This is a genomic window from Cytobacillus horneckiae, from assembly GCF_002835735.1.
Lineage (GTDB): Bacteria > Bacillota > Bacilli > Bacillales > Cytobacillaceae > Cytobacillus > Cytobacillus horneckiae.
The window spans coordinates 1-13,358 of sequence record NZ_PISD01000005.1; the positions used below are offsets into that span (position 1 = coordinate 1).

At 39.5% G+C, this 13,358-nt stretch carries 16 protein-coding genes; 12 read left to right on the top strand and 4 right to left on the bottom strand.

Annotated elements, in window-relative coordinates; all coding sequences use genetic code 11:
- Positions 1-167 precede the first annotated feature (167 nt).
- Positions 168-494 carry a hypothetical protein gene (locus tag CWS20_RS01240; RefSeq protein WP_066193576.1) on the bottom strand — a complete coding sequence of 109 codons (327 nt, stop codon included), beginning with the start codon at positions 492-494 and terminating at the stop codon, positions 168-170.
- 268 nt (positions 495-762) lie between these two features.
- On the opposite strand from CWS20_RS01240, the gene CWS20_RS01245 reads away from it, so the two are divergent.
- The 5 genes from CWS20_RS01245 to CWS20_RS01265 all read left to right on the top strand — a co-directional run bounded on the left by CWS20_RS01245 (position 763) and on the right by CWS20_RS01265 (position 5,052).
- Complete coding sequence (locus CWS20_RS01245) at positions 763-1,596, top strand: alpha/beta fold hydrolase (protein ID WP_066193578.1); 834 nt, start codon at positions 763-765, stop codon at positions 1,594-1,596.
- 195 nt (positions 1,597-1,791) lie between these two features.
- Complete coding sequence (locus tag CWS20_RS01250; RefSeq protein ID WP_066193579.1) at positions 1,792-2,505, top strand: carboxymuconolactone decarboxylase family protein; 714 nt, start codon at positions 1,792-1,794, stop codon at positions 2,503-2,505.
- 18 nt (positions 2,506-2,523) lie between these two features.
- Complete coding sequence (locus CWS20_RS01255) at positions 2,524-3,216, top strand: CoA transferase subunit A (RefSeq protein ID WP_066193581.1); 693 nt, start codon at positions 2,524-2,526, stop codon at positions 3,214-3,216.
- Positions 3,203-3,862: a 3-oxoacid CoA-transferase subunit B gene (locus CWS20_RS01260; RefSeq protein ID WP_066193583.1), complete on the top strand. Its 660-nt coding sequence runs from the start codon at positions 3,203-3,205 to the stop codon at positions 3,860-3,862. The genes CWS20_RS01255 and CWS20_RS01260 overlap by 14 nt, the downstream gene beginning before the upstream one ends.
- Positions 3,859-5,052, top strand: a complete 1,194-nt coding sequence (locus CWS20_RS01265) for a thiolase family protein (RefSeq protein WP_066193587.1) — start codon at positions 3,859-3,861, stop codon at positions 5,050-5,052. Before CWS20_RS01260 ends, CWS20_RS01265 begins: the two co-directional genes overlap by 4 nt.
- A gap of 215 nt (positions 5,053-5,267) precedes the next feature.
- On the opposite strand, the gene CWS20_RS01270 is transcribed toward CWS20_RS01265, so the two are convergent.
- Positions 5,268-5,606 (bottom strand): DUF3870 domain-containing protein, encoded by a 339-nt coding sequence (locus CWS20_RS01270; protein WP_066193589.1) that lies wholly within the window; start codon positions 5,604-5,606, stop codon positions 5,268-5,270.
- Between the two features lie 329 nt (positions 5,607-5,935).
- Between CWS20_RS01270 and CWS20_RS01275 the strand changes: the two genes are divergently transcribed.
- The 7 genes from CWS20_RS01275 to CWS20_RS01305 all read left to right on the top strand — a co-directional run bounded on the left by CWS20_RS01275 (position 5,936) and on the right by CWS20_RS01305 (position 11,443).
- Positions 5,936-6,868: a 3-hydroxyacyl-CoA dehydrogenase NAD-binding domain-containing protein gene (locus tag CWS20_RS01275; protein WP_066193591.1), complete on the top strand. Its 933-nt coding sequence runs from the start codon at positions 5,936-5,938 to the stop codon at positions 6,866-6,868.
- Positions 6,869-6,885: 17 nt separating this feature from the next.
- Positions 6,886-8,211 carry a short-chain fatty acid transporter gene (locus CWS20_RS01280; protein WP_066193593.1) on the top strand — a complete coding sequence of 442 codons (1,326 nt, stop codon included), beginning with the start codon at positions 6,886-6,888 and terminating at the stop codon, positions 8,209-8,211.
- Positions 8,212-8,233: 22 nt separating this feature from the next.
- Complete coding sequence (locus tag CWS20_RS01285; protein WP_066193595.1) at positions 8,234-8,911, top strand: cyclase family protein; 678 nt, start codon at positions 8,234-8,236, stop codon at positions 8,909-8,911.
- An 89-nt stretch (positions 8,912-9,000) separates the two neighbouring features.
- On the top strand, positions 9,001-10,065 hold the full coding sequence (locus CWS20_RS01290; protein WP_066193597.1) for a zinc-dependent alcohol dehydrogenase: 1,065 nt from the start codon (positions 9,001-9,003) through the stop codon (positions 10,063-10,065).
- Positions 10,066-10,079: 14 nt separating this feature from the next.
- The gene (locus CWS20_RS01295; protein WP_066193601.1) at positions 10,080-10,766 is read left to right on the top strand and encodes a carboxymuconolactone decarboxylase family protein; all 687 of its coding nucleotides are present in this window, start codon (positions 10,080-10,082) and stop codon (positions 10,764-10,766) included.
- A 171-nt stretch (positions 10,767-10,937) separates the two neighbouring features.
- On the top strand, positions 10,938-11,156 hold the full coding sequence (locus CWS20_RS01300; RefSeq protein WP_066193602.1) for a hypothetical protein: 219 nt from the start codon (positions 10,938-10,940) through the stop codon (positions 11,154-11,156).
- A gap of 26 nt (positions 11,157-11,182) precedes the next feature.
- Positions 11,183-11,443 carry a hypothetical protein gene (locus tag CWS20_RS01305; protein WP_241198673.1) on the top strand — a complete coding sequence of 87 codons (261 nt, stop codon included), beginning with the start codon at positions 11,183-11,185 and terminating at the stop codon, positions 11,441-11,443.
- Between the two features lie 49 nt (positions 11,444-11,492).
- On the opposite strand, the gene CWS20_RS01310 is transcribed toward CWS20_RS01305, so the two are convergent.
- Together CWS20_RS01310 and CWS20_RS01315 are read right to left on the bottom strand one after the other, a co-directional pair.
- Entirely contained in the window at positions 11,493-12,788 is a 1,296-nt protein-coding gene (locus CWS20_RS01310; RefSeq protein ID WP_066193604.1) for a hemolysin family protein, read from the bottom strand.
- A gap of 159 nt (positions 12,789-12,947) precedes the next feature.
- A complete protein-coding gene (locus CWS20_RS01315; protein WP_241504122.1) occupies positions 12,948-13,316 on the bottom strand; it encodes a MerR family transcriptional regulator in 369 nt (122 codons plus the stop codon).
- Positions 13,317-13,358 lie beyond the last annotated feature (42 nt).

Sequence of the window (13,358 nt, forward strand, 5' to 3'; positions counted from 1 at the left end):
TCACACTGGTGGTTTTGATTTATTTTTGTTTGAAGTATTCAAAGAATGCTTGAAAAATCTCGATTCCTTGGAAAAAGAATAGAGTAGTAGCAGTAAATGAAAACATGCCAATCATTAGCATTTTAATCATCTTATATTCCTCCTTGTATTTGAAAAATAGCTCCAAATCAAGAAGTACTGCCCAAATAATTGGATTGATAAAATATTGGATGATAAAATTTTTCATTCCTTACTGTTATATAAGCCAGCTGACATATAAAAATGATGATGAGCGCAGCGCTCACTAAGGTGAATAAATCATTAGGCAGGAGCAATGGATGCTTCTTCAGATCATCTTTCAACAGGGAAGCATCAAGAGCCATATTGGCATTTAATACTGCCTGATGATTGTCGCCGGGCTGATTTGTCCTTGAATGATCTCCAGGATATTGGATGACTAGGCAAGATAAAAAGACAGTTAATAACAGATAAGGCAACGCTTTTTTGAATGTCATCCTCTCACCCTTTCTCTTCAAGTTATTATTCATTATACTCCGATTGAATTTTTTGTAAATAGGAATCTTCTAAGGAGATTTGTTGTTGGCATCAATTGTTATTGCTAGTATATTGACCGGCCTCACTTTACGTATTTTTCATATGAGTTCTCCTTAGGCTAGAAGAATGAAAGTCTAATATAAACATTTTGACATTTTTGAAAATAAGGCGTATAAATTATTTTAGCTGATTCGGCGGCATTCATTTTTAGGAATTGGAGATGTTTATATGGACTTCTATCAAAAAAATATTAACGGAAATACGATCCAAATTGCTGATTATCCGGGTACAAAAGGGACCATTATTGCCGTTCACGGATTGACCGGAAATCATAAGCAAATGCACTATTACGCTGAAAGCTTAAAAGGCGATTATCGCTTTGTAGCGATTGATATTCGCGGCAGGGGAAATAGCGGCGCGTGCGATGAAGAGACGAGCCTGTTTAAACACGCGGATGATGTCATTGGATTAATAAAAGAACTTAATATCGAAAATCCAATTTTAATGGGCTACAGCATGGGGGCATTTATTTGTGCGGTTGTTGCCAGCCGTTTGGATACTGTTAATGGGCTCATTTTACTGGATGGGGCTGCAGCATGCACAGAGCAGCAGCGCAATATTGTTCAGCCTTCATTAGGGAGATTAAGCAAAGAATATCCAACGCAAAATAGCTACTTGGATGAACTGGAAACAATCTATACAAGGCTTGGCGTAACATGGAATAATCATATTCGCAGTGTAGGAGAATATGAGATTCATGAAAAAGATGGACATTGGGAAAATAAATCTGAAGAATCCAGTATCTTAGCTGATTTCAATAGTTTTTATTCATTCGTTCCTAAGGATGTTTGCGCTCAGATTGATTGTCCTGTATTGCTCGTTCATGCCAGCGGTCATATTGGACCGATGGAGCCGTTATTTTATGCAGAAGCATATGGTGACACGAAAACATACACAAAAAATATAGAGACATTTACATCAACGTGCAATCACTACACGATGGTGTTTGAAAACAGGGAAGAAATTAATGAGACCATCCATGCATTTTTGAAAAAAATCTAAATCTTGAGTTGAAATTTTACAAAAATTATGTAGAATAAAATTATATATTGATATTGCCTATTCATTAGCAGTTAAAAAACGAACTTTTTTAATTTGAGCTATTGAACATACTGGCTGCTTTAAACAACCGATGTCCTAACAGGCGCATCTTGTTTAGAGCAGCCTTTTTATTTTATTAAAAGGGTGGTTGAAAGCATGAGTAAAGGATTAGAGTATTTCAAAAATGTATATGATGTCGTGCCTGGATGGGTACAGAAAATGCATAATTATAATCCGGATATATTAGATCATTATACAAATCTTCGCGGAGATATTATGAAACCTGGCGCGTTATCTGTGAAGGAAAAAGATATTCTGCTCGTCGGCATGAATGCAGCAAGACTGTATGAGCGCAGTATGGTCTATCATACGAAAGGGGCCATTGACGGCGGCGCTTCATTGCCTGAACTGGCTGAATACCTTCTCGTTTCTTACTTGTATTACGGAGCTCAAGCGCTAATAACAGGTGTGAAATCGCTGCAATATGCTTGTGAATTAAAGAAAGTCGAAGTGTCTGAATTTAAGGATACAGAGGAACCAGCAGATATATTAAATTATTATATTCAAGTCTTGGGTGAGGAAAATTCAAGCTATGTAAAGAAAGTACTGGAAGCTTTGCAATCTGGTGATCAGCGAGTATTGCAGGAAACGATATTAAGCAGCGGAGCCGTGTCAGCTAAATTAAAGCACATCCTTATGAGCGGTATTTATATTACCGTTTTGAATGGCGAAGAAGCAGGGGAATGGATGGAGAAAGCAAGAAATCATGGCGCAACTGAAAGCGAACTTGCAGAAACAGGTTATATATGTCTGCTTACGGCCGGAATTCCCGCATGGTTCGAAGCGAGCGATTCTTTAATAGAAAAATAAAGAAGTGGGGGACTTAGGATGAAGGTTTATAGTGATGCAGCAGAAGCTTTACAATCAGTTAAAAGCAATCAAACCATTATGGTCGGAGGATTTGGTTTAGTAGGAGCACCACTGACCTTGATTGATGAATTAACTAGAAAAGAGATTGATGGATTAACAGTGATTAGCAATAACTTAGGTGAAAAGGGAAAAGGACTTGGCATTCTTGTTAATCAGAAAAAAATAAAAAAAGGGATTGGGTCATATTTTACGAGTAATCGCGATGTGGGCGACGCCTATCAAAAAGGTGAACTCGAGCTCGAACTTTTACCGCAAGGAACATTGGCCGAGTCAATGAGAGCAGGTGGAGCTGGCCTTGGCGGATATTATACAAAAACTGGTGTAGGTACCGATTTAGCTAAAGGGAAAGAAGAGAGGGTCATAGACGGTATCACTTATGTATTCGAGCCAGCCATCAAAGCAGATGTCGCTTTGATTCGTGCTTGGAAAGCGGATACATTAGGCAATTTAGTTTATTACAAAACAGCGCAAAACTTTAATCCGCTGATGGCAACAGCAGCAGATGTCGTCATTGCTGAGGTAGATGAAATTGTTGAAGCTGGCGAACTATCCCCTGAGGAGATTGTCACACCGCATTTATTCGTTGATGGCATCATCCGGGCGGAGAAAATTTTGACAAAGGATGGTGTGGTTAGCAATGAACAAAAATGACATCCAGGAGTTAATCGCTAAACGTGCAGCACAGGAATTGAAAGGGCGCTGCGTCGTAAATTTAGGCATCGGCATTCCGACATTGGTTGCGAAATTTATCAATGACGACAATGTTTTTTTTCATACAGAAAATGGCCTTCTTGGCGTCAGTGATGTATCAGAGGAGGACATAGATCCGAATCTCGTCAATGCTGGGAAGCTGCCTGTTGGCGAGGCAGTAGGTGCATCGTATTTTAATAGCGCCGATTCATTCGGGATGATTAGAGGGGCACATGTAGATGTGGCAATATTAGGTGTGCTTCAGGCAGACCAGACGGGGTTAATTGCGAACTGGGCTGTTCCTGGAAAAAATATTATGGGTGTCGGAGGAGCGATGGATCTTCTTGTCGGTGCGAAAAAAGTGATTGTGACGACGACACACACGTCTAAAGATGGAAAAAGCAAGATTTTGAAAGAGTGCACATATCCAATTACTTCGACAAGAAGTGTAGATATGATTATTACTGAACTTGCTGTATTTGAAGTGATGGAAGGGCAGCTGCATTGTATCGAATTAATGCCTGGTGTATCAATGGACGAAGTTAGAGAAAAGACAGAAGCGGACTTTATTTCGGATGTTACTGTCGCTGGAGGGAACATGCTATGACCGGTGTTGTCATTATTGATGGGGTAAGAACCGCCATTGGAAAGCTCGGAGGAGCATTGGAAAATGAACCGGTTGATTTTCTGGCAAGTTCAGTCATTGAAGAAGTGATAAGAAGAGCGGATATTCCGAAAGAGCAAATTGAAGAGGTGATACTTGGTCAAGCGAAGCAAAGTGCAGATGCTTCTAACCTCGCAAGGGTGGCCTCGCTGCGTGCTGGATTGCCTGAGGAGATTCCTGGATACACCGTCCACCGTCAATGCGGTTCAGGTGTGCAGGCATTAAATTCTGCCAGTCAGCAAATTCAATGCGGCCTCGCAGACGCCATTATTGCAGGCGGAGCAGAATCGATGAGTACTGCGCCATATTACATGAGAAATATTCGCTTTGGACTAAAGTCAGGCAACGGCCTGCTGCTAGACCCGAATACGGAAAGTCAGCCGGGTTCACAGCCTGTTGAAGATTACGGCCTGCTGACAATGGGGATGACTGCAGAAAACCTTGCAGAAAAATATACTATTTCACGCACTGAGCAAGATGAATTTGCTTTAAGAAGTCAAGAAAATGCACAGAAAGCCATCTCAACTGGTCTTTTTGAAAAAGAAATTGTTCCGTATACTGTGAAAACGAGAAAAGGCAGTATTGAATTTAAACAAGATGAGCATCCACGCGAAACGAGTATAGAGAAATTGGCGAAATTGAAGCCTGTTTTTAAAGAAAATGGCACAGTTACAGCCGGAAACAGCAGTGGAAGAAATGACGGTGCAGCCGCTCTTCTTGTCATGTCAGAACATAAAGCAATGGAGCTCGGACTCAAGCCAAAAGCAAGAGTGATCGCCCAGGCAGCCGCAGGGGTAAATCCTAATTTCATGGGGATAGGTCCAGTCCCGGCAACATTAAAGGCATTAAAGATGGCCAATCTGCAGCTGGAAGATATCGATCTGATTGAATTGAATGAAGCTTTCTCTGCACAAGCTTTAGCGGTGATAAAAGAGCTGAACATGAATATAAAAAAAGTCAATCCGAACGGAGGCGCTATAGCAATGGGGCATCCAATCGGTGCAACAGGCGCCATCTTATTGACGAAAGCCGTCCATGAATTGGAGCGGACCGGGAAGAGGTATGGCCTCGTTACATTATGCATTGCCGGCGGTTTAGGGATTGCTACGATTATTGAAAATCTGCAAATATAAAGAGGGATGACCCCGTGTATTTATTTATGCGGGGCTTTTCTGTGGCCGTTATTTGTAAATGGTGTATCTGAATTGTAAAAGTAGGACTATAGAGAGCGGAAGCGGGGACTACATTAGGAAAGTAGTGCCTGTGCGCGTGCGAAAAAGCAGTACCCGAAAGAGCGTGAAAAAGGAAAAAGGGGAACTACTTTGAGAAAGTAGTTCCCTATATGGCGTTATTCTTCCTCTAGCTGCTTTAACTTTTCATGATACCGTTTATGTGCAGCTTTTAAAGCGACGATGACAGAAGTGGTTGATGGAGCAAAATAATGCTTTTCAATTCGCTTGACTAGAACTTCAAGGTTTGAGCTCATATCAAAGCCGATAATCATTCGTTTGAAGAAATCCTGTGCAAGTCCTGTTATGAAAGTAAATTCGGCATTGATGATTTTATGATTGTTTGAATTTATTTCCAGAACTATGCCGGCATGTTTATATACTTCGTACATTGCACTTCCTTGCGGTGCTTTTGCATAGGCAGTGACTAATACGGAATCTAATTGATTTTGTTCCATAGGAAGGCCTCCTTCGTTCTTTCGTTATCCTAAACAAGTATATATTATCATATTACTTGAAAGGTTTTTAGAATTGAAAAATTTCCATTGACTAAATATATTTTTTAAAATATTATTAATATAATAAAATTAAATGAACGTACCAATCTTTCTGACGAAAAGCGTCTTCTTAACGATGAAACGACCATTTCATTAAACTTAAGGATACCTAGCTTTTCCATTGAAGATAAGAGTCTGTATTATTTCTTATTTTCTATGGAGTAGCTAGGTTTTTTTAGTTATCAGAAAAGGCTGCGTACCTTCATGAACCGCTGTCGGAGGAGGAGCATATGAATACACATCATCTATCTATTGCTGTTATAGGTGGAGGAACAATGGGAGCGGGCATTACTCAGTTATTCGCAAGTAATGGCCATAGAGTAAAGCTGATAGATATTGATACTCAAGTTTTAAGCAAGGCGAAATTAAGAATAAGCGGTGAATTGGAACGATTGGGTTTCGAAAAGACGAATATTGAACAGGTTTTGTCAAATATAGAATGGACAAACAAAATTGAAGAAGCTAATTCGGTATCGATAATTATTGAGGCGGTACCGGAAAAAATAGATTTGAAAATGTCTGTGCTAAATGAATTGGAAAGTGTATGCAGTCCTGAAACGATTATTGCCACGAATACATCGGGTTTATCGATTGATCGATTGGCAAAAGAACTGGCACATCCGGAAAGGTTTATCGGCACTCACTTTTTTATGCCGGCAAATGTTATTCCATTAGTAGAGGTTGTGAAAGGTGCAGGCACTTCTGAAAAAACGATTGAGATTGTAATGACGTTATTGAAGGATAATAACAAAAAGCCTGTGTTAATTAAAAAGGATATCCCGGGATTTATCGGAAATCGAATTCAGCATGCGATGGCAAGGGAAGCCATCTCGTTATTGGAGCAAGGTGTAGCATCAGCAGAAGACATTGATACAGTTGTCCGCTATAGCTTGGGACCGAGATTATTGTTTACTGGACCATTAGAGCAGCGTGATTTGAATGGTTTGGATGTACATTATCATATCGCCTCATATCTATACGAAGAATTAGAAAACCGGACAGAGCCGGCGCAGCTTTTAACCGAAAAGGTGGAGGCTGGTGAACTAGGGATTAAAACAGGCAAAGGGTTTTATGATTGGAATAATCATGATGCACAATCTGTTTTAGAAAATAAAAATGCGGCTATTTTGCAATTAATGAAAGCGCTTAAAGCAATGGAATAAGACGGGGGGTTATTAAAATGGAGAAATTAACTAACTTTTTTACGAATTTAATGAGGAAATATCTTCCTGATGCGTTCGTTTTCGCGATTGGCCTAACGATATTAACGATGATTTTAGCGATGGTCATAGAAGGACAAGCTCCTAAAGATATGGTCCTTGCCTGGGGTGACGGATTCTGGGATTTGTTAGCGTTTACGACTCAGATGGCTGTTATTCTTGCAATGGGATATGTACTGGCAACTGCACCCATTACTGATAAACTGCTAAATAAAATTGCAGCTAAGGTTCATACTCCAAAAGGAGCGATTATGGTTGCCACACTTGTAGGAGCAGTTGGAAGTTATTTAAACTGGGGATTTGGTTTAGTCATTGGCGGCATTATTGCCAGAAAGCTTGCAATGAATGTCAAAGGCGTTCATTATCCACTAATCATTGCAGCTGCATATAGCGGCTTCACTTTTTACGGACTTGGTTTATCAGCGAGTATACCGGTGCTTATTTCAACACCAGGACATCCGCTGGAGGCTTCAATGGGCATTATTCCATTGGCTGAAACAATTTTCTCATTACCAATGATTATTACTGCAATTGTACTGCTCGTTACTTTGCCATTTGTTAATGCAGCCCTTCACCCAAAGAAAAATATTATCGAAATCAATCCTGCATTATATGAAGAAAAAACAGCAGCGGCGCCTAATGTACTTGATGATCATACGTTTGCAACAAGATTGAATAATAGCCGTTTCCTATCATACGCAATTGGAATGATCGGTCTTGTGTATGCAGTTTGGTATTTCGTGGATGGCAATACATTAAATTTAAATATTATTAACTTCATTATCTTGTTCTTAGGCATTATCCTACTTGGGACACCAGCGAAATATATGCAAAGCTTAAATAATGGAATTGGTACGATTTCAGGTATTATTCTCCAATTTCCGTTTTATGCGGGGATCATGGCTATTATGGCATCTTCAGGTTTAGTGGACACGATTGCAGCAGCTTTTGTCAATTTTTCCACAGCAGAAAGCTTGCCATTTTGGGGGATTATTAGTTCTTTCTTTATCAACTTCTTTGCACCATCAGCCGGCGGCCACTGGGTCGTTCAAGGTCCGTTTATGATTGATGCTGCGAAGGAATTGGGTGCATCAATCAGTCAAACGTCCATGTCCGTGATGCTCGGTAATGCATGGAATGATTTAGTGCAGCCGTTCTGGATTCTTCCAGCGCTTGCCTTATCTAAATTAAAGTTAAAAGACATCATGGGATATTTAGTCATGATTATGTTTTATGTTGGTATTATTTATATAGCAGCTTGTCTTATTTGGGGTTACTTCTTATAAAAAAATATCGGAGGGATAATCAATGAAAGTAGTCGATTTATCAGTCCTATTATATGATGGTCTCGTTTCTTTTCCATCACATCCAAAGGTTGTATTCATGGACCATATTACCCATGATTTTTCAAAACCGCGTTATCAAGCTCCTTGCGAAGGATATGCGAGTAAAACGATTATTATGTCAGACCATAGCGGCACACATATGGATGCACCGTATCACTTTTTTAAGGATGGGTTGACCATTGAGGACATACCTATTGATGCGACAATGGGGGATGCAGTACTTGTAGATGTATCACATAAAGATCCTGAACAGCCTGTGACAAGAGAAATGATTGAAGAGGTTGTTGAGAATGATCAATTAAAGATTAAAGAAAATGACATCATTCTCTTTAGATGCTGGCCAGGTGAGTGGAACGGCGAAGGCTTCCATCAATGTAAATCACTTGATCCATCCGTTGCGGGCTGGGTGATTGATCATAAAGTTAAAGCGATTGGCCTTGATTTGCCGAATGCGGACATTAACGAAAATATGCAACGGACCGTTCACCTTGAATTGCTGGGGAGAAATATAATGATTTTCGAAAATATCGTTAACCTAGAAAACCTTTCAAAAAAGCACTTTTATTTTATGGGAACGCCTCTAAATTTAAAAGGAATGACAGGCTCGCCAATTAGAGCGTTAGCCATTGAAGAGTGGTAATTCTATTTTATCGCAGCCAGCTATCCATCAATGAGGGTGAAACCTCCGCTGATGGAAGCTTCACTTTATATAGAGAGGAGCGAACTTAAATGAAAGCAATTGTAAAAAACAGCAGAGGATATGGAATAGAGGTGAAGGATATCCCTTCACCTGTGCTTCAGAAAGATGAAGTGCTTGTAAAAGTGGAGGCTGCAAGTATTTGCGGAAGTGATCTTCACATGTTTGAAGGAATGGCTGCATATGAATGGGTCTCAACGCCTGTCACATTAGGTCATGAATTCGCTGGAAAGGTTGTGGAAGTTGGAAATAGTGAACATGAGCATCTTCTCAATCAAACAGTAGTGATTAATCCATATATACCATGTGGACAATGTCAAAACTGTTTAAAGGGCAATACAAATCTTTGTGATTATGGGGAAGGATCGATGGGCAAGGTACCGGCAAAATCACTGCAATATGGGTTTAGAGAAAATGGCGGTATGGCAGAATACGCAGCGATTCATCACCGCAATGTACTGCCAATCCCTGAGTCTGTCCCCATTGAAGTAGCAGGCATGCTTGAAGCAATCGGGATTGGCGTGCGAGCCATCGAGAGAGCGAATATCCTGCCAGGCGATACAGCTGTCGTTATTGGACCTGGACCAATAGGGTTATCGATGATTGCCTCTTTATCTAATTATGGCTGCGACCGTTTGATTGTAACGGGCTTAACTAAGGATAAAGACCGTTTAAGCTTGGCGTTGGAACTGGGAGCAACAGATATCGTGTATGCGGATCAGGAAAATGTAATCGAGGCAGTGGCAGATCTAACTGGCGGTAACGGGGTCGATCATGTATTTGAAACAAGCGGATTTCATCAATCACTAGTTGACGCTGTACGTCTCTGTACAAAGGGCGGCGAAATTTTATTAATCGGCATTAGCCCGAAGGAAACAACACTTCCTACGAGTGAAATTGTTAGAGGTGAAATGACCGTTAAAGGCGTCTATGGTGTAACAGAGAAAACAATGAAGCGTACAATCTCAATGGCAGCTTCAAATAAATACCCTTATGATAAATTAGTTACACATATCTTCTCTTTAGAAGAAGCAGAAAAAGGTTTTGAAGCAGGCCTTGCCAAGGATGCAATAAAAGTCATATTAAAACCATCATAAGGAGAAGTGGTCTAATGATTTTAAACGGACTTAAAATTTTGGAACAGTACGCTCCGCAGGTGAACCAAGCAGTATCAGTCATCAAGGATGAGGTTTTTTCTGATGGCGAATTGAGCGCAATGGAAAAGCATTTGCTTCTTACAGGAGTATATGCTGCAAGAAGAATGGAAGACAGCATGCTTTATCATACAAAAGAAGCGATAGGATGCGGCGCATCAATTGAGGAAATAGCGGATATTCTGGCTACTTGTATCATTTCCCGCGGGATACCAGCATGGCTGACAGGGGTAGAGGCAATTAAACTAGCAATGGCGTTATGTGAAACTGGAGAAAAAGATTTACTGCAGAAGACAATCCGAGAATTTCAATCAGTTGAGGCATGCATTCGTTATTATGAAAAAGAATTCGATACACTGCCTGATTGGGTAGCACTGCTAAAGGAATATCAGCCCGATGTCCTTTACAAGTATACGAACTTAAGAAATACTTTATTAGTTGACCATCAAGTATCTAGAAAGCTAAAAGAACTGATGTTAACAGCTATTAATATTTGCGACCAATACCGCAAAGGAATCAACATCCATGTAGCGAATGCCCGTCATCTTGGTGCCAAAAATAAAGAGATTGCCGAGGTTTCGCTCCTATGTCTGACAGTTACAGGCATCTCCGGATGGATGACTGGAAGTTCATTAATTGAATAAAATAACAGCTCCGTATCCTTCCGAGGATGCGGAGCTGTTTTGGTTAAAATAGCAGTGACAGGCTGTAACAAAAGGTGCCTACAATATGATGATAGTATGATAGCAGCAAATTTGTTATGATAGTACCATATAAACAGAAAAATTATGAATTTTTAAAAAGAGGTGAAATGAATGACAGGACTTGTAGCAGTAGTGATGGTGTTTTCTATTCCGATTGTTGCAATTGTTTCAGACCATTTTTTAAAAGCGAAAAAAATTAAAGCGAAAATTGTTGAAGATCAAATTAAGCTTGAAAAAATTAAGCAGGAGAACTTCATGCTTGAAACAGAAAAAATGAGAATGGAGCTGGAAAGCCAGCTTAAAATACAAGAACATAAAAAGCTCATCTGAGGAACAATGCATAAGGAGGATGAAAATTGTTGGACCTGTTTACGATACCACTTACCATTCTACTGCTGATATTTATGGCGCTATCTATTATTACAACAGTCAAGAAAAGAAAGGCTGCTGGTGTAACAGGGATAAAATCAGCTTTAACACCGATTTGTTTTTATTCTGTAGCGGTTGTCGCAATCTTTACATTTTGGTTTGATATCATTGGCCTTGTCAGCTGGACACTCATTATCATATTAATGATTTTAGGTGCTTTTTTTACAAAGTATTTACCGGTCAATTAAAAGAGCTTGGAATGTATCCAAGCTCTTTGCTGTAGCGGCCCTCTCATAATTATAGCTTTTTAACTTCTAAATAATGTATTTGGTGGCCGTCTATTTCATTGACTGTAAATAAGTAGCCGTCCATCTCAATTTGGCTGCCCAGTTCAGCATCAAAATTAAGTGTTAAGAACCAACCGCCAATCGTGTCAATTTCGTCATCGGGTAAATCAATATCAAGTAAATGGTTTACATCGTCAATCAGTAATTTAGCATCTAAAATATAATGGCCATCTTTTATTTTACGAATTTCAGCAATTTCATCTTCATCAAATTCATCGCGAATTTCACCGACAATTTCCTCAACAATATCTTCAACAGTGACTAATCCAGAAGTTCCACCATATTCGTCCATAAGAATGGCAAGGTGGATTCTGTCCTTTTGCATTTTAATTAATAAGTCATTAATAGGCACAGTTTCAATGACCCTTATAACGGGGTTGATAAAGTCATGAATGGATGATTTTCTTGCTTCATCCGGTTGAAGATTTGCCGTTAAAAATTCTTTTACGTTAATAAAACCGATAATATTATCTTTATCTCCATCTACAACAGGATACCTTGTATATTGTTCTTCTTTAATGGTTTCCATTATTTCGTCGTATGAATCGTCTACTGAGAAGGTAACGATTTCCGTACGCGGCACCATAATTTCCTTCGCAATTCTTTCATCAAACTCGAATATATTATTCATATATTTTAATTCGTTTTTGTTAATTTCACCGCTTTTATAACTCTCTGACATTAGGATGCGTAGTTCTTCCTCCGAGTGGGCCATTTCCCCTTCAGAGGCAGGCTTAAATCCAAATAGGCCAACGAGGATACGAGCGGATCCATTCAATAACCAAATGAAAGGATACATCATGCGGTAGAACCAAATAATCGGCTTTGCGAACATAAGGGTAATAGCCTCAGCTTTATGAATCGCAATGGTTTTTGGTGCAAGCTCCCCAATTACAACATGCAGATAGGTGACAAGTGCAAAGGCAATACCGAATGAAAGAATATGTGTCAGTGACTCACTTAAATGTAGCATTTCAAACAATGGTTTAAGAAGCCTTTCAACAGTAGGCTCACCTAACCATCCGAGTCCTAACGCAGTAACAGTAATACCAAGCTGACAAGCGGATAAGTACTCATCAAGATGAGTAACAACCTTTTTGGCAGCAAGCGCTCCTTTTTTATTTTCTGCAATTAATTGGTCTATTTTAGACATACGAACCTTAACAATCGCAAACTCAGTAGAAACAAAAAATGCGGTTAAGGCAATAAGTATGAATAGTAAAATTAAGTTTAACGTCGTCGTCAAAATGCTGCAGTCTTACGGTGGTAAGACTTTCACCTCCTAAAGTGGTTGTTCCTGTGGATTACCTAAGCTGATATTCCAGGAAGTGACGAGTAATTAAAAAATGTCTTACATATAAATTGTTCAATTTATATGTAAGCAATGCCTATATCTATTCATTGTTCATTTTAAAAGTAAAAGCAGTGTCTGGATAAGGGACATACTCTCGGAGGAGACATTTTTTTTAATGTACTCTTGACTCCCAGCATCACTCTTATTAAGATGCGCCAATACCTCTGAAACATCTTCCTTTAATCCATTAATTTTTAAACGTAATTCACGTACATCAATCTCTTCTGCTTCATGAACGTCTTTATCTAATAGTTTCTTCTTAATATCGACCAATGACATCCCTTCGCTCTTCCACTGTTCAATTAAGTGGATTCTATCGATCGCGGAATGATCATAGTAGCGGTAATTTGAAGGAGAACGTTCCGCTTCAAGCAGGCCGAGATTTGTATAATGATCAATCGTTCTTTTCGTTAAATTCACCTTAATAGCTAATTCACCAATTTTCAGTTTCTCGTTCCCAAC